Origin of the sequence: Bradyrhizobium sp. 482_C4_N1_8, from assembly GCF_052075965.1 — a bacterium.
GTDB lineage: Bacteria > Pseudomonadota > Alphaproteobacteria > Rhizobiales > Xanthobacteraceae > Bradyrhizobium > Bradyrhizobium barranii.
Genome location: NZ_CP197231.1, coordinates 1,431,718 through 1,453,701 on the forward strand (window position 1 = coordinate 1,431,718; position 21,984 = coordinate 1,453,701).

Sequence of the window (21,984 nt, forward strand, 5' to 3'; positions counted from 1 at the left end):
ATCGGTAGTGCCCCCGTCCCAGAGAAGGCACCGCTCACAAAACAATAACGCGGGCCAAGGGCCCGCGTCATCGAAAACTGAAGTCTTGGAAAACTGAAGTCTTGCAAGTCAGGCGGAATCAGCGCGGTCCGCGCGGACCCGCACCCGGGCCGCTGCTACGGCCGCCACGATCACCACCGGGACCGGCGCCGAACACCGGCTTCGGCTTCATCGGCAGCAGGCCTTCGCGCTGCAGCTTCTTGCGGGCCAGCTTGCGCGCGCGGCGCACGGCCTCGGCCTTTTCACGGGCCTTCTTCTCGGAGGGCTTCTCGTAATGACCGCGGAGCTTCATCTCGCGGAAAATTCCCTCACGCTGCATCTTCTTCTTCAGCGCCTTGAGGGCTTGATCGACATTGTTATCGCGAACGAGAACCTGCACGCGGCATCCTCTTCAGTGGATCGGATTTGAATTCTGGTAAGTCAAAGGGGATGGCGAAACGCACAAGCCCTTAACCTTGAGGGCGCGGATGTATCAGACAAAACCCGCGATGTCCACCTGCCAAGCAGATTTTCGGGCCAAGTTCAGCCATTAAATAAGGCGAAAATACCTCCGTACGGCCCCGATTTGGGTGATTCGGCGCCAAGGGTGGGGCAGTTCCCGGAGCTTTGCTCCGGAAATTCCTGGAATTAGGGGAGACGTCACATGGATATGAAGAAATACGCTGCCGAGGCGATCGGCACATTCTGGCTCACATTCGCAGGCTGCGGCAGCGCGGTGATCGCCGCCGGCTTTCCGCAGGTCGGAATCGGCCTGGTCGGCGTGTCCCTGGCGTTCGGCTTAAGCGTCGTCACCATGGCCTATGCAATCGGGCACATCTCGGGCTGCCACCTCAACCCGGCCGTCACCGTCGGGCTTGCCGCCGGAGGACGCTTCCCGGCGGGACAGATCCTGCCTTACGTGATCGCACAGGTCTGCGGCGCGATCGTCGCCGCCCAGCTGCTTTACATAATCGCCAGCGGTGCTCCCGGATTCGACGTCAGCAAGGGTTTTGCGTCGAACGGCTACGACGCGCATTCGCCCGGCCAGTACAGCCTGATCGCCTGCTTCGTCACCGAGGTGGTGATGACCATGATGTTCCTGTTCGTCATCATGGGCGCCACCCATGGCCGCGCGCCCGCGGGCTTCGCTCCGCTCGCGATCGGGCTCGCGCTGGTGATGATCCATCTCGTCAGCATCCCCGTCACCAACACGTCGGTGAACCCGGCGCGCAGCACCGGGCCCGCACTGTTCGTCGGCGGCTGGGCGCTGTCGCAGCTCTGGCTGTTCTGGGTCGCTCCGCTGATCGGCGGCGCGCTGGGCGGGGTGCTCTATCGCTGGCTCAGCGAGGAGCCCTCTGGCGTCGTCGCGGGCGTGAAGACGGCCTGATCGAAAGGCGGGATCGCGGCATGCGCCGCGGTCCCGCTACTTGCCCTTCGTCGGCCTGACTTCGGTGACGTGGCCCATCTTGCGGCCGGGGCGCGGCGCGCCCTTGCCGTAGATGTGCACGGTCACGCCCGGCACGCTCAGCCACTTCTCGTAATCGTTGATCTCGTCGCCGATCAGATTGGTCATGGTGACGATTTCGCCGTGGCGCACGGCCTTGCCGAGCGGCCAGCCGGCAATGGCGCGGATGTGCTGCTCGAACTGCGAGACTGAGGCGCCGTCGAGCGTCCAGTGTCCGGAATTGTGCACGCGCGGAGCGATCTCGTTGACCAGCACCTTCGGCCCGGTGCCGTTGGCGAGCACGAACATCTCGACCGCGAGCACGCCGACATAATCGAGCGCCCCGGCGATCTTGCCGGCGATGCTGCGCGCTTCTTCCGCGAGCGCATCCGGAATCTGTGCGGGGGCGCGGGATATCTTCAGAATGTGGTCGCGGTGCTCGTTCTCGGTGACGTCGAAGCACTCGACCTGGCCGGTCGCCGAGCGCGCCGCAATCACGGAGATTTCGCGCTCGTACGGGATGAAGGCTTCGAGGATCGCCGATTTGGTGGCGAGGCTGGTCCACACCTTGGCGATGTCGTCGCCCTCGCGGATGATGGCCTGGCCCTTGCCGTCGTAGCCGAAGCGGCGGGTTTTCAGCACCGCAGGGAGGCCGATCCGGACGATCGCCTCGCGCAGCGAGGAGACCGAGGTGACGTCGGCATAGGCTGCGGTGCCGATGCCGAGCCGCGTCACGAAATCCTTCTCGGCGAGCCGGTCCTGGGTGGTCTCGAGGATCTTGCGGTTGGGCAGCACCGGGCGGCGCGCGTCCAGCACCATCGCGGCGGCAGACGGCACGTTCTCGAATTCGTAGGTGATGACGTCGACGTCGTTGGCGAACAGCTCGAGCGCTTCGACGTCGGCATATTCGGCGCAGGTCGCGTTCAGCACGACGTCGAAGGCGGGCGAGTCCGGATCGGGCGAGAATACCTGGCAGCGCAGGCCGAGCCGCGCCGCAGCCATGGCGAGCATCCGCCCCAATTGTCCGCCGCCGAGGATTCCGATGGTGTCGCCGGGCTTCAGCTTCACCTGCTTTGCGTCAGTCACGCCTTGTCCTCCGGGCGCTCCGCAACCGCCTCGGTCTGTGCCTTGCGCCAGGCGGCGAGACGGTCGGCCAGGGCCGGATCGGACAATGCGAGCACTGAAGCCGCAAGCAGCGCCGCGTTGATCGCGCCGGCCTTGCCGATGGCGAGGGTGCCGACCGGGATGCCCGCGGGCATCTGCACGATCGAATAGAGCGAATCGATGCCCTTGAGCGTCCTGGATTCGACGGGAACGCCGAACACGGGCAGTTCCGTCAGCGCCGCCGCCATGCCGGGCAGATGCGCAGCGCCGCCCGCGCCGGCGATAATGACCTTGTAGCCCGCCGCCTTGGCGCCCTTGGCGAATGCAAACAGCCGGTCGGGGGTGCGGTGTGCCGAAACGATGCGGGTATCGGCGGCAACGCCGAGCGCTGCGAGCGTGTCGGCGGCATGCCGCATCGTATCCCAGTCCGACTGGCTTCCCATGATGATGGCGATCGGCGCGGTCATGACGTCAATTGTGCTCGGAAAACAGAAAGATAGGCCAGATTAACGGTTCCGGCCGGTGGCTCGCAAGGCGGTGGCAAGGAGAAGGGAATGCACTATCCTGTCTTGGTGAATCCCCGCAAGCCTTCATTGAGCAGGATGCCCATGAAGAAACCAAAAAGGGCGAGCGCTGCGAAGGCCAAAAAGGGCCGAAAGACCAGCGCCAGCCGCTCCAAAGCCGCCCCCAGGCGACTGGCGAAGCGCTCGGCCAAGCCGGCGCGGCGCGGAGCGTCGGCCGCCGACGACCTCAGGGCGACCATCCGCGGCTTGCGGGGCAAGCTCAAGGAGGCGGAACGCCGGGTCGCGGAACTGGAAGCTGCGGCCGACACCGATTTCCTGCTCGAGATTCCGAACCGGCGCGGCTTCGAGCGCGAGCTCGCGCGCGCCATCGCCTACATGAAGCGCTACCGCGCCAGCGGCGCGCTGATCGTCCTCGACGTCGATCGCCTGAAGCCCATCAACGATTCCTTCGGCCATGCCGCCGGAGACGAGGTGCTCAAGGCGATTGCGGCCACCCTGACGCGGCAGGTCCGCGCCTCGGACGTGGTCGGCCGGCTTGGTGGCGACGAGTTTGCGTTGCTGCTCTGGAATCTCAGCGAGACCGACGCCAAGGCGAAGGCAGCGGCCTTCGAGCAGGCGATCGACGAATTGTCGTTTGCCTTTCGCGGTCAGCGCGTGACCGCGGGCGCCTCCGCAGGTGTCGCGCTGCTGGGGGCGCAGTCCGATGCAGGCCGCGCGCTGGAGGAGGCTGATGCCGCCATGTATGTGCGCAAGGCGCACCGGCGGCACGAGCCGCTGATCAGGCTGGTCAGCAACTAGGGCACGATCTTCGCGACAAATGCGGACCGCGTTGCGCGGAGATCATGCTCAAGCAACAACCCTTACAGCGTGGCCAGATCTTCCGGCACGTTGCCGAATTTACGCAGCAGCGTGGCGTCGCCGAATTCGCCGGTCATGGGATCGCCGCTGCGGCTGAACGCAACCGCGCCGATATGGCCGGCACCGTGCGCCAGGATCTCGGCGCGCCGCAACGCGGCCGCCGAGCTCTGGCATTCCTCCGCGGCGCCCGCGACAGGCGATCCGTCGGCATCGATCAGGAAGGGCATTGCAACGTAGTAGGTCACATCCGACATGGCGTTGCTCCGATGTTGAACTCAGGCGGCGCTGCTGTTGCTCCGCACCTTGCTGCGTGCGGTCTCGGGAATGCAGCCGGCTGAAATCGCCGCCTGTAATTCTTCCAGCTCTGCTTCCAGATATTCGTTGGCCATGATCAGCGCCTTGATGGTGCTACGCAGATTGCCGTCGCACATCGCGATCGCCTGGTCGCAGGCCTGTTCATAATGGCTGTTGTCGAGAAGGGCGGTTGCCGACATCTGCGTTGTCCTCGGGGGTTTCCTGGGCGTTTCCTGGGGCGTTGGGATGTCCAAATGTTCCTATTTTGTTCTTTTCGAGTCAAGCGGATTCGGATGCGGCGTGCTGCCACGAAAAAGGGCCTCGCGGTTCAGGCGATGATGTCCGGCGTGATCTGGTCTTCGATGAACGCGATACGGTCGCGCAACAACAGCTTGCGCTTCTTCAACCGTTGTAACCGCAACAGGTCGGGGGCAGGCGATTGATGCATCGCATCGATCGCGGCGTCGAGATCTCGGTGTTCTTGCTGCAACCGGGTGAGCTCGGCTTCGAGCTCACGCTCGTCTTCATTGGTCATGTTCGCGGTGGCCGAAAACCCGATGGGCGTGAGATTCAAGGCTGTGGATGCCCTGTGGAAATTATCGTCCTTGCGCGCCGTGATCGCAAGCGATCTCGGGCCGCCGCTCACCGAACTCTCGCAAGATATTTCGACGATTCGTTGCGGCGTTGCGCAAGCACGTTGATATCATGGATTTTTCCAGCGTGGTTCCTTACTCACGATTCGTTACATATGAATTTTCAAAAATGACGCTGCGACGACGGATACATATCGACAGAACGAATCGGTGATGTACACTTGTTTGTCCGGATCGAATCCAAGGTTTCCCCCTACCGAGGAGGTTTCGAATGACAATTCAGGCACATCTGGTTGAATTGGAACGGAAGCACAAAACGCTCGAAAACGAATTGCACGAAGCTCTCGTGCACCTTTCAACAGACGACCTGCAAATTGTTGAGTTGAAGCGACGGAAGTTGATGGTCAAGGACCAGATCGAGCGTTTGAAGCACACCGGCGACACGCTCCACTAGTAACCCCTGTAACAGTGTAGAGTTGAACTTACCCTTTCATGCAGGGGTGAGAGCTGTTGCGCTCATCCCTGCATGAAGGTGCGCAGCGTGCAAAGTTATTTGCGCGGCGCTTGGAGCCTTTCCGCTCCGATGGAAAATCCCCTAGATGCCTGCGAGCTCAGCGACGTGATCCGCGATCGCGAGCGACGACGTCAGTCCCGGCGATTCGATGCCGAACAGGTTGATCAGGCCTTCGACGCCGTGATCGCGCGGGCCCTGCATCAGAAAATCCTGCGTGGCCACCGCCGGCGGCACGATCTTCGGGCGAATGCCTGAATAGCTCGGCATCAGCGCGCCGTCGGGCAGCGTCGGCCAGTATCTCCGGATCGCCGGATAGAAGCGTTCGGCGCGTGACGGATCGACCTCGTAATTGATCGTCTCGATCCACTCCACGTCGGGGCCGAAGCGTGCCTGCCCGGCCATGTCCAGCGTCAGATGCACGCCGAGCCCGCCTGGCTCGGGCACCGGATAGATCAGGTGCGAGAATGGTGCTCTGGCGTTGCAGCTGAAATAGTTTCCCTTGGCGAGATAGGCCGGCGGAATCCGGTCGATCGGCATGCCGTCGATATGGCGTGCGACCGTTGTCGCCGAGAGCCCGGCGGCGTTGACGAGCAGGCCGCATTGCAGCGTCATCGGCGCTTCGCCGCCGGCCTCGATCTCGATCACATCGCCGGCTGCCTTGGCGCGGATCAGCGGGGTGTGAAACGCAAAGGCCGCGCCGGCCGCCTCGGCCTCGCCGCGCAGCGAGAGCATGTAGGCGTGGCTGTCGATGATGCCGGTCGATGGCGAGAGCAGCGCGGCATCGCAGGCGAGCGCCGGCTCCAGCGCGCGTGCGGCTTCGCCCGTGAGCAGCTGCATGTCGAGCACGCCATTGGCCTCGGCATGCGCCTTGATCGATTGCAGCTTCTCGGTCTCCTTGGCGCTGGTCGCGACGATCAGCTTGCCGCAGTTCTTGTGCGGGATGCCGCGCTCGCCGCAGTAGCGGTACAGCTCATGCTTGCCGCTGACGCACATGCGCGCCATCCAGCTGCCGGCGCGGTAATAGATCCCGGCATGGATCACCTCGCTGTTGCGCGAGGAGGTGATGGTGCCGATGGCCTCGGCTTCCTCGAGCACGATCACCTCGCGCCCGGCCTGGGCAAGCTTTCGAGCCACCGCGAGCCCGACCACGCCGGCTCCGATGACGACGCAGTCGACCCTATCCATGGTTGTGCAGTGTATCCATTGAAAGCATCGGTGGCATCAGGCCTGAGAACCACGGCACCGGGCCGTTTTCCATTAAGGAAGCATTTATCATGTCAGGGCAATTGCCGTATTTGGCGTCACATTTTTCTGTTGCGCGTACAGGCGTTTACCCGATCCAAACCCGTGAAGCCAGACAATCCGACGTTGAAAGCGCGGGTGGCTGATGGCTGAGAAGAACTGGCACGTGGGCAGCACGCTTCCGATTGCTGTGCAGGCCGTCGTGTGCCTGGGCAGCGCGGTCGCGCCTGCGCGCGCCTTTGCGCTCTCGGACAGCTTCGCGCCACCAGGCAAGCTCGATCCCAATTTGGTCTGGGAAGCGCTGATCGGCGGCATCGTCGTCTGTGCGTTCCTGGCCGCCATCGCGCTGTGGATCCATTCCTCGCTGCGCCGCACCAAGCGCTTGCAGCTGCGGCGCAACGCCTTCGTCTCCTCCGCCATGAACAATCTCAACCAGGGCGTGGTGATGACGGATGCGCAACGACGCATCATGTTCTGCAACGACCGCTATCTCGAGATCTACGGCCTGGCGCGCTCGGATCTGTGGACCGGGATGACCGGCTACGACATCCTCGAACTCAGGCGCAAGCGCGACGTCCTCGGCGGTGTCTCCGACGATGAGTTCTACGAGAAGGCGGCGAGCCCCAACGGCCTGATCACCGAACTGCCTGATGGCCGCGCCATCCTAGTGAAATATTTCGTGTTGCCGAACGGCGGCTCGGTCGCGACGCATCTGGACGTCAGCGATCAGCGCAAGCTGTCACGGCAGCTCGCCTCCACCAAGCAATTCCTGGAAACCGTGCTGGACCACGTGCCGGCCTGCGTCGCCGCGAAGAACATCGAGGACGGTCGCTACATCTTCGCCAACAGCGCCTATGAACGGTTCTGGGGGTTCTCGCGCGACCACGCCGTCGGCAAGAATGCGCGGGAGCTGTTCGCGCCCATCTCGACGGCCAGCATCGAGGCGGCCGACAAGGCGGCACTGAATTCGCCGGACGGCCAGTTCCGCAATGAATTCGAGGTCGACCGCGCCGGTGAACGGCGCATGGTTGCCTCGATCCGGATCGTGGTCCGCGACGAGAGCAACAAGCCCGAATTCCTGATGCTCGTGTTCGAGGATATCACCGACCGCCGCTCGCTGTCGCAGGAGCTGGAGAGCACGAAGAAGTTCCTGGAGCTCGTGGTCGACAACATTCCGGTGGCGCTGATCGTGGAGCAGGTCAAGGACGGCCGCTACCTGCTCGCCAATCGCAGCGCGGAGACCATCCTCAACCGCCGGCGCGAGGAGGCCACGGGCCTGACCGCCTCCGACATCTTCAATCCCAAGGAAGCCAAGCTGATCATCGCGCGCGACGAGGCCGCGATCAAGAAGCGCGGGATGATTACCGAGGAGCACCCGATCTCCACCAAGGACGGCCTGCGGCTGTTCCTGACCCGGCGGGCGACCGTGCTCAGCGATGCCGGCGAGCCGCAATATCTGATCAAGACCCACGAAGACGTCACCGACCGCCGGCAGACCGAGTCGCGCATGGCGCACATGGCCTATCACGACGGCCTGACCGATCTGCCGAACCGCGCCGCCTTCCTCCAGGCGCTGACCCAGATGATCGAGGCCTGCGAAGGCACCAGCGAGGAGTTCGCCGTGCTCTGCCTCGACCTCGACGGCCTCAAGGAGGTCAACGACGTCTTCGGTCATGCGCTCGGCGACAAGCTGTTGATCGAGGTGGCCCAGCGGCTTCAGGATTCCGCGCGCGGCGGCGTGGTGGCGCGCCTGTCCGGCGACGAGTTCGGCCTCATCATCGACGGCAAGCAGCCGGAGGCGGGCCTTGCGCTGGCGCAGCAACTCGGCGAGGCCGTTGCCCAGGAATTTCAGATCGACGGCCGGGCGGTCCGCGCCGGCGTCACCACCGGCATGTCGATCTTCCCGCATAATGGTGCCGACGGCGCATCGCTGCTGGCCAATGCCGGCGCGGCGCTGTTCCGCGCCAAGCAGAAGTCGCGCGGCACGATCGGCCTTTACCAGCCGGAGATGGACCAGCAGATCCGCGACCGCCGCGTGCTGCACCAGGACCTGTCGAAAGCGATCAAGAACGGCGAATTGTCGCTCGCGTTCCAGCCGCAGGGCATCGCGCGCCACAGCGTCGCCGAGAGCGAGATTATCGGCTTCGAAGCGCTGGCGCGCTGGCAGCATCCGGTGCGCGGCCAGGTCTCGCCGGCCGAGTTCATCCCGATCGCGGAGGAGAGCGGCCTGATCGTCGAGATGGGCGAGTGGATCCTGCGCGAGGCCTGCCGCGAGGCGGCGTCCTGGCCGAAGCCGCTCCAGGTCGCGGTCAATTTGTCGCCGGCGCAGTTCATGCACGGCGACGTGGTCGGGCTGGTCCATTCAATCCTGATCGAGACGGGCCTGGCACCCGGCCGGCTCGAGCTGGAAATCACCGAAGGCGTGCTGATCGAGGACTTTGATCGGGGTCTTGCACTGCTGCGCCGGCTGAAGGCGCTCGGTGTGCGCATCTCCATGGATGATTTCGGCAGCGGTTACTCTTCGCTGAGCTATCTCCAGGCGTTCCCGTTCGACAAGATCAAGATCGACCGCGCCTTCATCATGAATCTCGGCCGCAACCCGCAATCGGCGGCTATCGTCCGCGCCGTGATCGATCTCGGCCACGGCCTCGAAATGTCGATCATCGCCGAGGGCGTCGAGACCCTCGATCAGCTCGTCTTTCTTGCCAAGGAGGGCTGCGACGGCGTGCAGGGCTACCTGCTCGGCAAGCCGCTGCCGATCGGCAAATATGCCGGCCTCGTCGGCCGCGCCGAGACCATGGAGCTTGCGCTGAAGACCGGCTAGAGCGTTATCGAGCCAAGCGGATACCGGTTCGCGCAAAGAAAACGCGTCAAAACAAGAATCCAAAGCCTCGTTCCGATTTCATCGGAATGGAAATGGCTCTAGTGATGGCGGGCGCTAGCTCCCATTCGACGGCTTCATGGCGGATTACGACCTTGCGATCATCGGCGGTGGCCTGAACGGTGTCAGCCTCGCCCGCGATGCGGCCGGCCGCGGCCTGCGGGTCATTCTGCTGGAGCAGGGCGATCTCGGCGGCGCGGCGTCATCCGCGACGCCACGGCTGATCCATGGCGATCTGTCGGTGCTGGAACGCCGCGGTTTTCGGCGGGTGCGCCGGGCGTTGGCCGAGCGCCGGACGTGGCTTGCCATCGCGCCGCATCTGGTCCGGCCGATGCGCTTCGTGATCCCGGCCCATTCCGAGGAGCGTCCACCCTGGCTGCTGCGTGCCGGCTTATACCTCTATGACGGCCTCACCGGTCGGAGCGGCCTGCCTGCCGCGACCACCCTCGACATCACGCATCATCCGGTCGGCAACGCGCTGAAGCGCCCGTTCGGAACGGCTTTCGAATATTCGGACTGCGTCGTCGATGATTCCCGCCTGGTGGTGCTGACGGCGCTGGACGCCGCCGAACGCGGCGCTGCGATCCGGACCGGGACGCGCTGTGTCCGCGCCGATCGAACCGACACATGGCGCCTCGCGGTGGTCGATCGTGGCCATCGCCGCGTGGTCACGGCCCGGGCGCTGGCCAATGCCACCGGCGGCTGGACGTCGATCGTCGCAGAGACCGTGCTGCGCCAGCCGCAGCCTGCCATGGCGGCCATGCAGATGAGCCAGATCATCGTGCCGCGGCTGTTCGAGTCCGATAACGTCTACGTCTTCCAAAACAGCGATGGGCGGCTGATCTTCGCGAGCCCCCTTGAGCGCGATTTCACGCTGATCGGCACGGTCACTCGTGATTTCACCGGTGATCCCGCGATCGTGGCGATGCCTGGGGCTGACGTCAGCTATCTCTGCGAGGCCGCCAGCCGCTATTTCCGCGAGCGCGTCGCGCCCACCGACGTGGTGCGCGCGGTCTCCGGCGTCAACCTGACGCTGGCGTCCGTGCGGCGGCGCGACGGGACGACGCTGTTCCACGCGCGCCGGCGCAAGGCGCCGCTGATCACGATGTTCGGCGGCGACGTCACCACCTCGCGCCTGCGCGCCGAGCGCGCGGTGACGAGGCTGACGCCGTTCTATCCGATGTCGCCGCCCTGGACCGCCGGCGCCGCGTTGCCCGGCGGAGACTTTGCCTGGGATCGTTTCGACACCGAAGTCGACCTCGCCCGCGACCGCTGGCGCTTTCTGTCGGAGACGCAGGCTCAGCGTCTGGTCGCGGCCTATGGCTCGCGCTTGCCGGCCGTGCTGGGCGAAGCGAAGACGCGCGACGAACTTGGACCCGCCTTCGGCCCCGAACTGACCGGTGCCGAAGTGCGCTATCTGATGACCCGGGAATGGGCCCGCTTTCCCGAGGATATTCTGTGGCGGCGTTCCAAGCTCGGCCTGACGATGCCCGCGGCGGACCGTGACGCGCTGGCCATGTTCATGGCGAATGTGATGTGAACGACGCGCTCCGAACCGGTTGAGATAGGGACGATCGGCCGCTAGCGTGCGGCGGAATCGGGGTTGGCAGGGACCATGACGGACGAATTGCCCAAGATAGACGCCGGCGCGGATGCGCTTCCCGCGGCGGGGCAGCCGCTGCTGCGCATTGAGGGCGTCGCCAAGACGTTCGGGACGTTCCGGGCCGTGGACGGCGTGTCGCTCGAGATCAAGGCCGGCGAGTTCTTTGCGCTGCTCGGGCCCAGCGGCTGCGGCAAGACCACGCTGCTGCGCATGCTCGCCGGGTTCGAGGCGCCGGACGAGGGACGCATCCTGCTCGGCGGCCGGGACATCGCGCAGGCGCTGCCGCATGAACGCCCGATCAACATGATGTTCCAGAACTACGCGCTGTTTCCGCATCTCTCCGTGCGCGACAACATCGCCTTCGGCCTGAAGCGGGCCGGCATGGCGCGTGCCGACATCGCCACGCGCGTGGCGGAAATGATTGCGCTGGTGAAGCTCGAGGGGCTGGAGAAGCGCAAGCCCGACCAGCTCTCCGGCGGTCAGCGTCAGCGCGTGGCGCTGGCGCGTGCATTGGCGCGCCGGCCGCAGCTTCTGCTGCTCGACGAGCCCCTCGCGGCGCTGGACAAGAAGCTGCGCGAGAGCACGCAGGGCGAGCTGATGGAGCTGCAGCGCCGGCTCGGCATGACCTTCATCATCGTCACCCACGATCAGGAGGAAGCCATGACGATGGCGAGCCGGATCGGCGTGATGAGGGCCGGGAAGCTCGCCCAGGTCGCGAGCCCCCGCGAGCTTTACGAGGCGCCGCGCTCGCGATGGATCGCGGAGTTCGTCGGCGACATCAATCTGTTCGACGGCGAGTCCAAATTGCGCGACGGCCATCGTCTGATCATCGGCACGCGCGATGCGGGTGCGCTGGTGGTGGCCGAGCCGCGCGAAGGCGTCGGCGCGGGAAAATTGTCGGTCGCGATCCGCCCCGAGAAGGTCAAGCTCTCGCGCCGCGGGCCGGTGAGCGAGGCCGGTCGTGAGACGGCGATCAACAGCCTGGACGGCGTGGTCGCCGACATCTGCTATCTCGGCGGCACCACCACCTTCAAGGTGAAGCTCGATGCCGGCGGAATCTTGCAGGCGTCGGTCCCCAACAGCGCGCGCCTCGACGTCGACGCCTACAGCCTGAACCAGCGTGTCGTCGCCTGGTTCACGCCCGACGACTGCGTGGTGCTGCAATCATGAGCTCGCGCCGCATCTTCGCAAGGCCCGCGCGCTTTGCCGCGATCGCGCCCTATGTCTGGATGCTGCTGTTCTTCCTGGTGCCGTTCGGCTTCGTGCTCAAGATCAGCCTGTCGCAGACGGCGATCGCGCAGCCGCCCTACGAGCCGGTGTTCGACCTGATGGCGGGATGGGAGGCGCTCAAGGCAGCGTTCGCCGCGCTGTCGATCGACAATTTCAAGCTGCTCGCCTCAGACGACATCTACGTGTTCGCCTATGTGCGCAGCCTCACCGTCGCCGTCACCGCGACTGCGCTATTGCTCGTGATCGGCTATCCCATCGCCTATGGCATGGCGCGGTTGCCGAAGCGCTGGCAGGCGGTGGCGATGGTGCTGGTGATCGTGCCGTTCTGGACCTCGTTCCTGATCCGCATTTACGCCTGGATCAACATCCTCCAGCATGACGGCCTGCTGAACCAGATCCTGCTGGCGCTGCATCTGGTCAGCCAGCCGGTGGTGTGGCTCTCGACCGACAGTGCGATGTATATCGGCATCGTCTATTCCTATCTGCCGTTCATGATCCTGCCGCTCTACGCCACGCTCGCGAAAATGGAGCCGGTGCTGGAGGAGGCGGCCTCTGATCTCGGCGCGCCGCCCTGGCAGGTGTTCTGGCTCGTGACCTTTCCGCTGTCGCTACCCGGCGTCGGGGCGGGCGTGCTGCTGTGCTTCATCCCCATCGTGGGCGAATTCGTGATCCCGGACCTTCTGGCCGGCTCCAATTCGCTGATGATCGGCCAGACCCTTTGGCTCGAATTCTTCACCAACAAGGATTGGCCTGTCGCCTCCGCGGCAGCCATCGTGCTGCTCGTTGTGCTGCTGGTGCCGCTGCTGCTGTACGAACGGCTGCAGAAGCGGCAGCTGGAACAGGGGCGCTGAAGCGATGCGCAAGGTCTCCCGCCTGTCCCGCTTCAACATCGCCTCGCTCGCATTCGGCCTGGCATTCCTCTATCTGCCGATCCTCATCCTCGTCATCTACTCCTTCAATGCCTCGCGGCTGGTGACGGTGTGGGGCGGCTGGTCGCTGCGCTGGTACCACGAGTTCTTCAACGACCGCGCCATGATCGAGGCGGCCTGGATGAGCCTGCGGGTCGCGGTCTCCTCCGCGACCATCGCCACGTTGCTCGGCACGCTCGCAGCCGTTGCGCTGTCGCGCGGCGAGCGCTTTCGCGGCCGCACGCTGTTCTCGGGCATGCTCTACGCGCCGCTGGTAATGCCGGAGGTGATCACCGGATTGTCGCTATTGCTGCTGTTCGTCGCGCTCAACGCCGAGCGCGGCTTCTGGACGGTGACGATCGCCCACACCACGCTGACGATGTGCTTCGTCGCGGTGGTCGTGCAGTCCCGCCTCGGCTCGCTCGACCGTTCGCTGGAGGAGGCGGCGATGGACCTAGGCTGCAACCCGGTTCGCGCGTTCGTCGCCGTGACGCTGCCGCTGATCGCGCCCGCGATCGTGGCGGGCTGGATGCTGGCCTTCACGCTGTCGCTCGATGATCTCGTGATCGCGAGTTTCACCACCGGCCCCGGCTCGGCGACGCTGCCGATCCGGATCTATTCGGAGGTGCGGCTTGGCGTGAAGCCCGAGATCAACGCGATCTGCACGCTGGTGATCGCCCTGATCGCGGTGGTCATCGTCATCGCCTCGCTTGCCTCGAAACTCTCGAGTTCGCAGGGCGAGAGCGCGGCGCCGCTGTAGGCGAGGAGCAATCATGACATTCGCCTACCAGATCCTGATCCACACGCCGGTCTGGGTCTGGATGCTGCTCGCCTATCTGGTGTGGCAGGGCGTTCAGGCGATGCAGCCGCGCACGACGCCGATCTGGCGCGCGCTGATCGTGCCGGTCGTGTTCATCGTCTGGGGGATTTCGCGGCTCGGCTTCGGCCACCAAGACAGCGTTTGGCCGCTGGTCGCATGGATCGCGGCCGCGCTGGTGCTGCTGCCGCTCGGCGTGCTGACGCCGCGCCCGTTCGACGTCGATCACGCGACCGGGCAGATCATCCGTCCGGGCAGTCCATTTGGTCTGGTCCGCAACCTGATTGTCTTCGCCTCGCAATATGCGGTCGGCGTGATCTCGGCGATCGATGCGGGCGACCGCGCGCTGGCGATCGTCGTCGGCCGCGCCATCTCGGGCGCGACAGCCGGCTACTTCATCGGCTCGACGATCGCCCTGCTGGTCGCGTATCGACGCAAGAGCGCGGAGAGATGATCAGCGTGACCGGGTTGCGCGTTTCGCGGCCTTGGTGCCCGTAGAACGCGACCGCGTCGCGGAGGCCGCGATGGGCCCCGCATATCGCGCGCGCACCGCGCCCTGCATCGCGGCGCCGAGCTGCCGCAGCGCGAGGCTGTCGAGCGGAAACTCGAGCAGGATGTGAATCAGGCTCAGCGCCAGCAGGAAGGTGAAGCCGAAAGCGTAGTCGTAGAAGTACAGCGCGGTGGAGGCGGCGCTTGCGGCGGCCATCGCCGCCAGCCGCGCCTTGGGCACCTCAGTCCAGCGGATGACGTCGGCTTTGATGAACCAGTTGAGGTAGTGGTAGGTGTAAACGAAAGCGAGCAGGCTCGTCAGCCTGGTGTCGAGGACGAGGCCGGGCACGCCGAACAGCCGGCCGAGGGCAGGGCCGACATTGCCGAAATAATCCTGGCCGACCCGGGCAAAGCTCGCGATCCGGACTCCGGCAGTCGGCGGCAGCAGCAGGATCGTGGCGATTGCGACGAGGTAGACGGCCACCAGCGCAGCTTGCGTGCGGCTGCCGGATCGGTGTGCGCCGAGCACCATGAAGATCAGTGTGAACAGCGAGACGTGGATCAGGGTCGGAATCAGGATGCCGATGACCGCAAGCGACGATCCGCTCGAATACATGATCGCGGACAGGGCGATCGCCACCATGAACAGCAGCATGCTCTCGATCGCGGAGGTGGTGGCTGCCAGCATGGCGCAGACGACCAGCGCGCCCCACATCGCAAGGCCGAACCACGAGGCGTTGTCGATCAGCACCGCGACCACGGCGACGATCGCGAGCATCGCCGCGATCCCGCGATGGGGCAGATAATAGCTGCGATCGTGCAGCCACGAGATCTCGGTGAAGTAGTGCGCCGGGCCGAGCACGACATAGGCCAGCAGCAGCAGCTCGAACGGCACCAAATAGGACGCTGCGAACGCCAGCAGCATCAGGCCGAGATGGATCGCGTCGTTGCCTCGCATGGTGACGTGCCCCGTGACAGGGCTGCGAGGTTAGAGCAGGCGTGGACAACCCGCAATTGTCCACGTCGTCGCTCGAACGCCCTGCTTGCGGCGACGCGATGCGTCCGGGAGCGATTTCGAGCGAAGTGGATACCGGTTGGCGTAAAGAAAACGCGTCAAAACAAGAATCGAGAGCCCCGTTCCGATTGCATCGGAACGAGGCTCTCGATTGTCAGGACTTCACCGCGCCTGCCGTGAGCCCGCCCACCATGTAGCGGCGGAAGGCGTAATAGACCGCGGCCGGCGGCAGCGCGTAAATGAAGCCGGTGGTCATCAACAGCTCCCAGGGCGAATCGTCGGCAGCGAGGAAGTTGCCGAGCGCGACGGGGAGGGTGATCTCGCGGTCGTTGGACAGAAGCAGGAACGCGTAGAGATATTCGTTCCAGGCGAGCAGCACCGCATAGGTGCCGATCGCGACCAGCGAGGGCATCATCAGCGGCAGGTAGACCAGGCGGAAGATCTGGAGCGTCGTGGCGCCGTCCATCACCGCGGCCTCGTCCAGCTCGACAGGCAGCTTGTCGGAGGCCTGCTTGAGCACCCAGATCGCGTAGGGGCTAGCAATCGTCACCATGGCCAGGATCAGCGACCAGTGATTGTTGAGCAGGCCGTAATTGCCCATGGTGCGGTACATCGGCACGGCGAGGAACGCCGCGGGGATGAAATAGGTGAAGAGCGCGAGGTTCAACACGGTGCGGCCGCCCGGCACCTTCAATCGCGAGATCGCGAACGCCGCGGCGGTGGCGATGAACAGCGTCATCACGCCGACGGAGACCGCGATCACCGTCGAGTTCCAGAACTGGATGTAGAAGTCGCGCAGGAAGTAGTGCTGCTGCTTGAACACGATCTCGAAGTTGTGGAGCGTCGGATGATCCGGCCACAGCTTGCCCGAGAACGCGTCCTCCTTCGGGGAGATCGCGAACAGGAACATGTGGTAGATCGGAATCATCGTCCACAGGAAGACGGGAATACCGATCAGCAGCAGCCGCGCTTCGACCGCGACGTCGCGCCAGGAAAATTCGCTTACGCCGGGAAGCTTCATCGCGACAACCGTTTCATCATAAAGTACACGAGCGGCAGGACGAACGGCATCGCGCAGACGATGGAGGCCATCGCGAGCGAGAGCTGGTCGAGCCGGAGATAGCGGATACCGAGCGTCGCCAGCACGTGCGTGAGGTCAGCCGGGCCACCGCCGGTGAGCAGATAGACGCTGTTGAAATCGCCGAGCGTCCAGATCATCGAGAGCAGTGTGCAGGTGATGTAGAGCGTCTGCATCGACGGCCAGGTGATGTAGCGGAATTTCTGCCACCAGCTCGCACCATCGACCTCGGCGGCCTCGAACAGATCGTGCGCGATCGCAAGGCGTCCGGTGATCAGGATCAGCGTCCAGAACGGCAGTGATTTCCAGATGTGCACGCCGATGGCCATGCTCAGCGCCACGGTCGGGTCGTTCAGCCAGTTCGGGCCGTCATCGCCGGTGAGGGAGAAGATGAGGTGGTTGACCACGCCCCATTCGGGATTGAACATGAAGCGCACCGACAGGATGGTCGGGATCGACGGTACCGCCCAGGGCAGGATGAAGATCACCGAGAGCCATTTGATCCAGGTGCGCTGCTGCGCGAAGAAGCCGGACAGGAACAACGCGATCAGCATCTTGATGTTGATGCCGATGACCAGGAAGATCAGCGTGTTGACCGCGGCGCGCGCGAAGATCGGATCGTGAAACAGCGCGACATAATTCGACGGGGCCCGCGCCAGCCACAGCCCGTAGCAGACGGGATAGACGACGAAGGCGAGGAAAACGAGCAGATAGGGCGCGAGCAGCACGATGCCCCAGACCTGCGCCGGGGTCAGCCGCGACGACAAGGGCGGAGCGGGCATCGACTGATCGCCAGAGAGCGTAATCGCCATTCTTCAGGACTCTTTGAAAGGACTTCCGGCCGCACGAGGCGGCCGGTATTAGCGTTTCGCCTCTCCCCGCGCCAGCGGGGAGAGGAAGAAAGAGGATTTAGCCTGCAACCTGCTTGATGCGGGCGATCAGCTCGTCGACGGCCTTGTCGACCGGGACCTTTTCGCTGACGACCCGGTTCATCGCCTTGGCCCAGACGTTCTCGTTGTTGAGGATCGTGAACTTCCAGTTCTTGGTGAAGTCGAACGCGGCGGTACCGCCGGTGAACTGGGCGTAGACCGCCTTGCGATGCTTGTCGGCCTGCCAGAACGGGCTGGCCTGGCTTTCCTTCGTCACCGGGAACCAGCGGCCGAGCGCGCCCTCGATATAGGGACGAACATTCTCTTCCTGGAGCAGGAAGCTGATGAACTGCTTGGCCTCGGCCTTGTTCTTGGCCGCGGTGAACACCAGCCCGGTCTTGACGTCGGAGCGGTAGCGGATGGTCGAACCGTCGGGCGCCTTCGGGAAGGACGCCGTGACGATGTCCTGCTCATAGGCCTTCTTGCCGGCGTCGCGTTGCTCCTGCGTGAGCGCCTGATTCTGCGAGTCCTCGAACCACTTCGCCGCGATCGAGATCGTGAAGTTGTGGGTCATCACGATGGTCTTGTTGTGGAAGGCGACGTTGTTGTCGGGGTCCTTCCAGGTTGTGGAGGAGGGCGGCGTGCAGCCCTTGATATAGGTGTCGGTGTAATCCTTCAGCGCGCTGATCAGATTCTCGCGCACCTTGGGATCGTCGACCAGGAGCTTGCCGTCGTCGTCGACCAGCTTGACGTGGTAGGCGTCCATGAAGGTGTAGAACGACTGGAAGGCGTCGGTGGATTCAACGCCCATCGGCTGGCCGACGCCGTAGATGCGCTGGCCGGTGGCTTTACGGATACCCGGCTGCACCTTGTCGCACCAGAACGTCCAGTAGCCCGCCCAGTCGGTCGGGATGTCGGCGAGCTTGAAGCCGGCCTTCTCCAGCATGTCGTTCCAGATCTCGACATGCATGCTCTGCTGCTTCAGCGGGAAGCCGTAATAGGCCTTCTTCTTGGTGACGTCGTTATAGAGGATCGACGCGTCCAGCGTGTTCTGCACGAACCGGCCCTTGATCGGCTCCATGACGTCCGTGAGGTCCTCGAGCTTGCCCTCATAGGCCCACTTGCCCTGCGCCTGCACGTCGTAGGAATCGGAATAGGCGACATCGGGCACAGTGCCGGCATCGAGCGCGGCCACCGTCTTCGGAATCATGTCCTGGATCGCGTACTGCGACAATTCGACCTTGATGCCGGTCTTGGCTTCGAACTTCTTGATCGTCTCGATCAGTGCGTCGTCTTCGGACCGATAGAAGCCCTTGCCCCACCAGACCGTGATCGTTTTCTGCTGCGCAAAGGCGGGTGCAGTGGCCGCAAAAAGCCCAACCGCAGCGACCGCCAATGAAACTGCGCCAATAACCTTGGATCTCACGTTTTTCTCCCTCAAACGGCCGGTGTTTTTAACCGGTCGTATAAAACACTAGCGCATGGCCGTCAGCCGATCTAGCGGCATCTTGTCAGACATAGGTCGTGGGGTGTCGGGCCAGCGGAGATGCTTAATCCGCGCATCGATCCAATCGCCGCATCAATTCGGCCGGATCAATTCGCGATGGTCCGGCAGCGCCGGACGATCGCCGTCCTCAGTTGGACTTCGCGTTGTCCTTGGCGTTATCGGCCGTCGGCGAATCTGTCGGCGCAGGGTGCTTCTCGCCGGTGATCCGCCGCTTCAGGAGGTCCAGGAAGGGGGACGCCGCAGGCGACTGGCGGATCAGGCTTTCAGGGTCGGGGAAGATCAGCGGATCATCCCAGGGACCCTGCACCATGAAGGGCAACTGAAAGCCGGACGTCGTATTGAGGCTCGCCACGCCCTTCATGTCGTATTCGCGCGTCGGCACCGAGGCAGTGCCCGTCAGCGTGATCTTCGCAGCCGGCCCCTCGATGCGGATGTCCTCGGCGGTGGCGACCCCATCGGAGAATTTCACCGCGATGGTGAGAGTGTCATAAGGGGTCGAGCCGTTGCGGAAATTGCCGCCGCCCGACAGCGGCCGCCGCTCCAGCCGCTTCAGGAGCTGCTCGGCGTTGAAGCCCGAGATCGCACCGTCGTGCCCGGTCACGGTGGCAGTGCCGTCGAGCGACTGCACGAGGCCGAACGGGCTGGAGCCGGAGGCCAGCAGCGAGACGTTGATGTTGCCGCGGCCGGACAGCTTGTTGAGGCCGAACAATTCGGAAGCGCAGGCCTGAAGATCGACATCGGTGAACTGGAATTGCGCCTTGACGTCGGCGACGGTGTCGGAGCGCGCGATCCCGAACGAGCCCTTGGCGATGCCGCCATAGACCTGGGCTTCGCCGACCGAGAGCGCCAGCGTGCCGTTGCGCAGATTGGCGCCGATCGCGGTGCGGCCGAGCTTCGACGACCCGACTGTCAGCCTGGCTGCCGACAGGCGCATGTCGAGGTCGGTGGTCGAAAGCCCGTTGAGATCGAACAGCTGCCTGTTCCAGTCGCGGGCGCCGCTGGCGAGCAGGCGGAAGGTCGAGATATAAGGTGTGAAGTCGAGCGCGTCGGCGGCAAGCGTCGCTTGCAGCGTCTGCCGGCCGTTATTGGCGTAAGTCATCACGCCCTCGGCGGTGTTGCCGTCGAGCTCGACATTGACGTTGGTGAGCGCGATCGAGGCGCCGACGACATTGGCGCGCGCCTTCAGCGCGAAGCGGCCGAAGCCGCCGCTGCCGGGCTGCGGCTGACCGGTCCAGCGCAGCGCGTTGCGCAAGGACGGGCTGTCGATGGTGAGCGTGCCTTCCATCATCGGGCTGGTGCGGTTGGCGACGCTGCCGTCGAAGGCAAGCTTGAGCGGGGCGCTGGCGATCCGCGCCTTCAGCCCGGAGCGGTCGCCGGAGAGGGCGGCGACGAAATCGGCGAAGCTGATCGAGCCGTCGACGCGCTCGCCGCGCCAGTCGAACTGTCCGGTCGCGGCGAAGGACCGCGAGATCGAGGGCCAGGCCAGCGACAGGTCGATGTCCTCGAACTTCTCGGCGGCGTGGGTGGTGGCGTCCTCGTAATTGAGCACACCGTCCTGGATCCTGATCTCGGAGAACGACACCTGGTTCTCGGCGCCCGGCTTCATGGTGCGCGCAATGGTCTGGATGAAGGGCGTCCAGTTGCTTTCGCCGTCCTGCTTCAGGCTGACATGGATGCGCGGCCGCAGCAGGGTCAGGTCGGCGATCTCGAACCGCTGCAGCAGCAGCGGCAGCAGCCGGAGATTGGCGGTGAGCACGTCGACATGGAGCGCGGGATCGCTGGTGCCGCCGCCCTTCAGGCCGACGTCATGGAACGAAATGTAGCTCGCCGGCAGCAGCGAAATGTCGATGCTGCCTGCCACGCTGAGCTCGAGCCCGGTGACGTCGCGGATCTGCGTTTCCACCGCCTTGCGCAGCGCGTCGCGGTTGATGAGCCAGGAGGTCGCGATCAGGGCGATCAGCGCGAGGCCGAGCAGCGCCGCGATCGGCGTCCCGAGGCGCTTCATTCCTTGGGCCATGGTCAATGGCATGTCCTGATCGGGTTGGTCGCGGGAGCCAGAAGGGCGGACCGGAAACCTGCGTGCCCACGCCCAACCCCCGCAACTTGATGGGTTTTCTTGTCGCTTTCAAGGCCGCGGACGGGTCTGCCCACGGCGTGGGCAGCTTCTATCACCGGAGGACGGAACGGAGAACCCCGTATCATTGACGGCTTTGGACGATTTCGCCTAATAATCGCCGCCAATGAGGCGCGACGCCTGCCAGCCGAAGGTTCACCCGAAGGTTATTTGCATGAACAAGGTCTATCCCGACGCCAAGTCGGCTCTCGAAGGCGTTCTGAAAGACAACATGATGATCATGTCGGGCGGCTTCGGCCTCTGCGGCATCGCCGAGGAGCTGTCGGACGCAATCCGCGAGTCCGGCGTCAAGGGCCTGACGGTCGTCTCCAACAATGCCGGCGTCGACGGTATCGGCCTCAGCCGCCTGCTCGAAACCCGCCAGATCAAGAAGATGATCTCGTCCTATGTCGGCGAGAACAAGCTGTTCGCCCAGCAATTCCTGGCCGGCGAGCTGGAACTCGAATTCAATCCGCAGGGCACGCTGGCCGAGCGCATCCGCGCCGGCGGCGCCGGTATCCCGGCCTTCTACACCAAGACCGGCGTCGGCACGCTGATCGCCGAAGGCAAGGAAGTGAAGGAGTTCGACGGCGAGAAATACCTGATGGAGCGTGGCCTGTTCGCCGACCTCGCCATCGTGCACGCCTGGAAGGGCGACACCGCCGGCAACCTCATCTACCGCAAGACCGCGCGCAACTTTAATCCGATGATGGCGACCGCCGCCAAGATCACGGTGGCCGAGGTCGAGCATCTGGTTCCGGCCGGTGAACTCAATCCCGACCACATCCACACGCCCGGCATCTTCGTGAAGCGCATCGTCGAGGTCGGTACGGCCAAGAAGCGCATCGAATTCCGTAACACCCGCCCGCGCACCGCCGCTTAA

Annotated in this window: 22 protein-coding genes; 10 read left to right on the plus strand and 12 right to left on the minus strand. The window is 64.4% G+C overall.

The annotated features are described in order from the left end of the window. Positions 1-118 precede the first annotated feature (118 nt). Positions 119-418 (minus strand): 30S ribosomal protein S21, encoded by a 300-nt coding sequence (gene rpsU, locus AB7Z56_RS06695; RefSeq protein WP_063981123.1) that lies wholly within the window; start codon positions 416-418, stop codon positions 119-121. 264 nt (positions 419-682) lie between these two features. Between rpsU and aqpZ the strand changes: the two genes are divergently transcribed. After that, positions 683-1,405 carry an aquaporin Z gene (gene aqpZ / locus AB7Z56_RS06700; RefSeq protein ID WP_063981124.1) on the plus strand — a complete coding sequence of 241 codons (723 nt, stop codon included), beginning with the start codon at positions 683-685 and terminating at the stop codon, positions 1,403-1,405. A gap of 36 nt (positions 1,406-1,441) precedes the next feature. On the opposite strand, the gene AB7Z56_RS06705 is transcribed toward aqpZ, so the two are convergent. Together AB7Z56_RS06705 and purE are read right to left on the minus strand one after the other, a co-directional pair. After that, entirely contained in the window at positions 1,442-2,548 is a 1,107-nt protein-coding gene (locus AB7Z56_RS06705; protein WP_063981125.1) for a 5-(carboxyamino)imidazole ribonucleotide synthase, read from the minus strand. Next, positions 2,545-3,033, minus strand: a complete 489-nt coding sequence (gene purE / locus AB7Z56_RS06710) for a 5-(carboxyamino)imidazole ribonucleotide mutase (RefSeq protein WP_063981126.1) — start codon at positions 3,031-3,033, stop codon at positions 2,545-2,547. Before purE ends, AB7Z56_RS06705 begins: the two co-directional genes overlap by 4 nt. Positions 3,034-3,174: 141 nt before the next feature. Here purE and AB7Z56_RS06715 point away from each other — a divergent pair, with 141 nt between their 5' ends. Then, positions 3,175-3,888, plus strand: a complete 714-nt coding sequence (locus tag AB7Z56_RS06715; protein ID WP_084794966.1) for a GGDEF domain-containing protein — start codon at positions 3,175-3,177, stop codon at positions 3,886-3,888. Between the two features lie 62 nt (positions 3,889-3,950). Here AB7Z56_RS06715 and AB7Z56_RS06720 read toward each other — a convergent pair whose 3' ends face one another. The 3 genes from AB7Z56_RS06720 to AB7Z56_RS06730 all read right to left on the minus strand — a co-directional run bounded on the left by AB7Z56_RS06720 (position 3,951) and on the right by AB7Z56_RS06730 (position 4,777). Beyond that, entirely contained in the window at positions 3,951-4,202 is a 252-nt protein-coding gene (locus AB7Z56_RS06720) for a hypothetical protein (RefSeq protein WP_063981128.1), read from the minus strand. A 21-nt stretch (positions 4,203-4,223) separates the two neighbouring features. Next, positions 4,224-4,442 carry a hypothetical protein gene (locus tag AB7Z56_RS06725; protein ID WP_014492449.1) on the minus strand — a complete coding sequence of 73 codons (219 nt, stop codon included), beginning with the start codon at positions 4,440-4,442 and terminating at the stop codon, positions 4,224-4,226. Between the two features lie 128 nt (positions 4,443-4,570). Beyond that, entirely contained in the window at positions 4,571-4,777 is a 207-nt protein-coding gene (locus AB7Z56_RS06730; protein ID WP_063986093.1) for a YdcH family protein, read from the minus strand. 329 nt (positions 4,778-5,106) lie between these two features. Between AB7Z56_RS06730 and AB7Z56_RS06735 the strand changes: the two genes are divergently transcribed. After that, positions 5,107-5,289, plus strand: a complete 183-nt coding sequence (locus AB7Z56_RS06735; protein ID WP_008131172.1) for a YdcH family protein — start codon at positions 5,107-5,109, stop codon at positions 5,287-5,289. Between the two features lie 141 nt (positions 5,290-5,430). On the opposite strand, the gene AB7Z56_RS06740 is transcribed toward AB7Z56_RS06735, so the two are convergent. Then, entirely contained in the window at positions 5,431-6,534 is a 1,104-nt protein-coding gene (locus tag AB7Z56_RS06740) for an NAD(P)/FAD-dependent oxidoreductase (RefSeq protein ID WP_063981129.1), read from the minus strand. A gap of 202 nt (positions 6,535-6,736) precedes the next feature. Here AB7Z56_RS06740 and AB7Z56_RS06745 point away from each other — a divergent pair, with 202 nt between their 5' ends. From AB7Z56_RS06745 to AB7Z56_RS06770, 6 genes are all read left to right on the plus strand, one after another. After that, positions 6,737-9,415, plus strand: coding sequence for a sensor domain-containing protein (locus AB7Z56_RS06745; RefSeq protein ID WP_063981130.1), 2,679 nt, complete (start codon positions 6,737-6,739; stop codon positions 9,413-9,415). A gap of 136 nt (positions 9,416-9,551) precedes the next feature. Continuing rightward, the gene (locus AB7Z56_RS06750) at positions 9,552-11,012 is read left to right on the plus strand and encodes a glycerol-3-phosphate dehydrogenase (RefSeq protein WP_063981131.1); all 1,461 of its coding nucleotides are present in this window, start codon (positions 9,552-9,554) and stop codon (positions 11,010-11,012) included. A 75-nt stretch (positions 11,013-11,087) separates the two neighbouring features. Continuing rightward, a complete protein-coding gene (locus AB7Z56_RS06755) occupies positions 11,088-12,245 on the plus strand; it encodes an ABC transporter ATP-binding protein (protein ID WP_063981132.1) in 1,158 nt (385 codons plus the stop codon). Next, positions 12,242-13,156, plus strand: a complete 915-nt coding sequence (locus AB7Z56_RS06760) for an ABC transporter permease (RefSeq protein ID WP_063981133.1) — start codon at positions 12,242-12,244, stop codon at positions 13,154-13,156. The genes AB7Z56_RS06755 and AB7Z56_RS06760 overlap by 4 nt, the downstream gene beginning before the upstream one ends. 4 nt (positions 13,157-13,160) lie before the next feature. Continuing rightward, positions 13,161-13,973 carry an ABC transporter permease gene (locus AB7Z56_RS06765; RefSeq protein WP_063981134.1) on the plus strand — a complete coding sequence of 271 codons (813 nt, stop codon included), beginning with the start codon at positions 13,161-13,163 and terminating at the stop codon, positions 13,971-13,973. A 13-nt stretch (positions 13,974-13,986) separates the two neighbouring features. Continuing rightward, complete coding sequence (locus tag AB7Z56_RS06770; protein WP_063981135.1) at positions 13,987-14,484, plus strand: DUF6622 family protein; 498 nt, start codon at positions 13,987-13,989, stop codon at positions 14,482-14,484. Here AB7Z56_RS06770 and AB7Z56_RS06775 read toward each other — a convergent pair whose 3' ends face one another. The 5 genes from AB7Z56_RS06775 to AB7Z56_RS06795 form a co-directional block, all read right to left on the minus strand. Next, positions 14,485-15,477 carry a hypothetical protein gene (locus AB7Z56_RS06775; RefSeq protein ID WP_063981136.1) on the minus strand — a complete coding sequence of 331 codons (993 nt, stop codon included), beginning with the start codon at positions 15,475-15,477 and terminating at the stop codon, positions 14,485-14,487. Between the two features lie 211 nt (positions 15,478-15,688). Next, the gene (locus AB7Z56_RS06780; RefSeq protein WP_063981137.1) at positions 15,689-16,555 is read right to left on the minus strand and encodes a carbohydrate ABC transporter permease; all 867 of its coding nucleotides are present in this window, start codon (positions 16,553-16,555) and stop codon (positions 15,689-15,691) included. Continuing rightward, positions 16,552-17,424, minus strand: coding sequence for a carbohydrate ABC transporter permease (locus AB7Z56_RS06785; RefSeq protein WP_063981138.1), 873 nt, complete (start codon positions 17,422-17,424; stop codon positions 16,552-16,554). Before AB7Z56_RS06785 ends, AB7Z56_RS06780 begins: the two co-directional genes overlap by 4 nt. Positions 17,425-17,521: 97 nt before the next feature. Further along, positions 17,522-18,907, minus strand: coding sequence for an ABC transporter substrate-binding protein (locus AB7Z56_RS06790; protein WP_063981139.1), 1,386 nt, complete (start codon positions 18,905-18,907; stop codon positions 17,522-17,524). Between the two features lie 208 nt (positions 18,908-19,115). Further along, a complete protein-coding gene (locus tag AB7Z56_RS06795; protein WP_283018935.1) occupies positions 19,116-21,005 on the minus strand; it encodes an AsmA family protein in 1,890 nt (629 codons plus the stop codon). A 271-nt stretch (positions 21,006-21,276) separates the two neighbouring features. On the opposite strand from AB7Z56_RS06795, the gene AB7Z56_RS06800 reads away from it, so the two are divergent. Beyond that, positions 21,277-21,984 (plus strand): CoA transferase subunit A, encoded by a 708-nt coding sequence (locus tag AB7Z56_RS06800; protein ID WP_028151658.1) that lies wholly within the window; start codon positions 21,277-21,279, stop codon positions 21,982-21,984.

Excerpts from the sequence above, each read along its gene's own strand:
- aqpZ (WP_063981124.1), top strand. The coding sequence starts at position 683 with ATGGATATGAAGAAATACGCTGCCGAGGCGATCGGCACATTCTGGCTC.
- purE (WP_063981126.1), bottom strand. The coding sequence starts at position 3,033 with ATGACCGCGCCGATCGCCATCATCATGGGAAGCCAGTCGGACTGGGAT.
- AB7Z56_RS06715 (WP_084794966.1), top strand. The coding sequence starts at position 3,175 with ATGAAGAAACCAAAAAGGGCGAGCGCTGCGAAGGCCAAAAAGGGCCGA.
- AB7Z56_RS06720 (WP_063981128.1), bottom strand. The coding sequence starts at position 4,202 with ATGTCGGATGTGACCTACTACGTTGCAATGCCCTTCCTGATCGATGCC.
- AB7Z56_RS06725 (WP_014492449.1), bottom strand. The coding sequence starts at position 4,442 with ATGTCGGCAACCGCCCTTCTCGACAACAGCCATTATGAACAGGCCTGC.
- AB7Z56_RS06730 (WP_063986093.1), bottom strand. The coding sequence starts at position 4,777 with ATGACCAATGAAGACGAGCGTGAGCTCGAAGCCGAGCTCACCCGGTTG.
- AB7Z56_RS06735 (WP_008131172.1), top strand. The coding sequence starts at position 5,107 with ATGACAATTCAGGCACATCTGGTTGAATTGGAACGGAAGCACAAAACG.
- AB7Z56_RS06740 (WP_063981129.1), bottom strand. The coding sequence starts at position 6,534 with ATGGATAGGGTCGACTGCGTCGTCATCGGAGCCGGCGTGGTCGGGCTC.
- AB7Z56_RS06745 (WP_063981130.1), top strand. The coding sequence starts at position 6,737 with ATGGCTGAGAAGAACTGGCACGTGGGCAGCACGCTTCCGATTGCTGTG.
- AB7Z56_RS06750 (WP_063981131.1), top strand. The coding sequence starts at position 9,552 with ATGGCGGATTACGACCTTGCGATCATCGGCGGTGGCCTGAACGGTGTC.
- AB7Z56_RS06755 (WP_063981132.1), top strand. The coding sequence starts at position 11,088 with ATGACGGACGAATTGCCCAAGATAGACGCCGGCGCGGATGCGCTTCCC.
- AB7Z56_RS06760 (WP_063981133.1), top strand. The coding sequence starts at position 12,242 with ATGAGCTCGCGCCGCATCTTCGCAAGGCCCGCGCGCTTTGCCGCGATC.
- AB7Z56_RS06765 (WP_063981134.1), top strand. The coding sequence starts at position 13,161 with ATGCGCAAGGTCTCCCGCCTGTCCCGCTTCAACATCGCCTCGCTCGCA.
- AB7Z56_RS06770 (WP_063981135.1), top strand. The coding sequence starts at position 13,987 with ATGACATTCGCCTACCAGATCCTGATCCACACGCCGGTCTGGGTCTGG.
- AB7Z56_RS06775 (WP_063981136.1), bottom strand. The coding sequence starts at position 15,477 with ATGCGAGGCAACGACGCGATCCATCTCGGCCTGATGCTGCTGGCGTTC.
- AB7Z56_RS06780 (WP_063981137.1), bottom strand. The coding sequence starts at position 16,555 with ATGAAGCTTCCCGGCGTAAGCGAATTTTCCTGGCGCGACGTCGCGGTC.
- AB7Z56_RS06785 (WP_063981138.1), bottom strand. The coding sequence starts at position 17,424 with ATGGCGATTACGCTCTCTGGCGATCAGTCGATGCCCGCTCCGCCCTTG.
- AB7Z56_RS06795 (WP_283018935.1), bottom strand. The coding sequence starts at position 21,005 with ATGGCCCAAGGAATGAAGCGCCTCGGGACGCCGATCGCGGCGCTGCTC.
- AB7Z56_RS06800 (WP_028151658.1), top strand. The coding sequence starts at position 21,277 with ATGAACAAGGTCTATCCCGACGCCAAGTCGGCTCTCGAAGGCGTTCTG.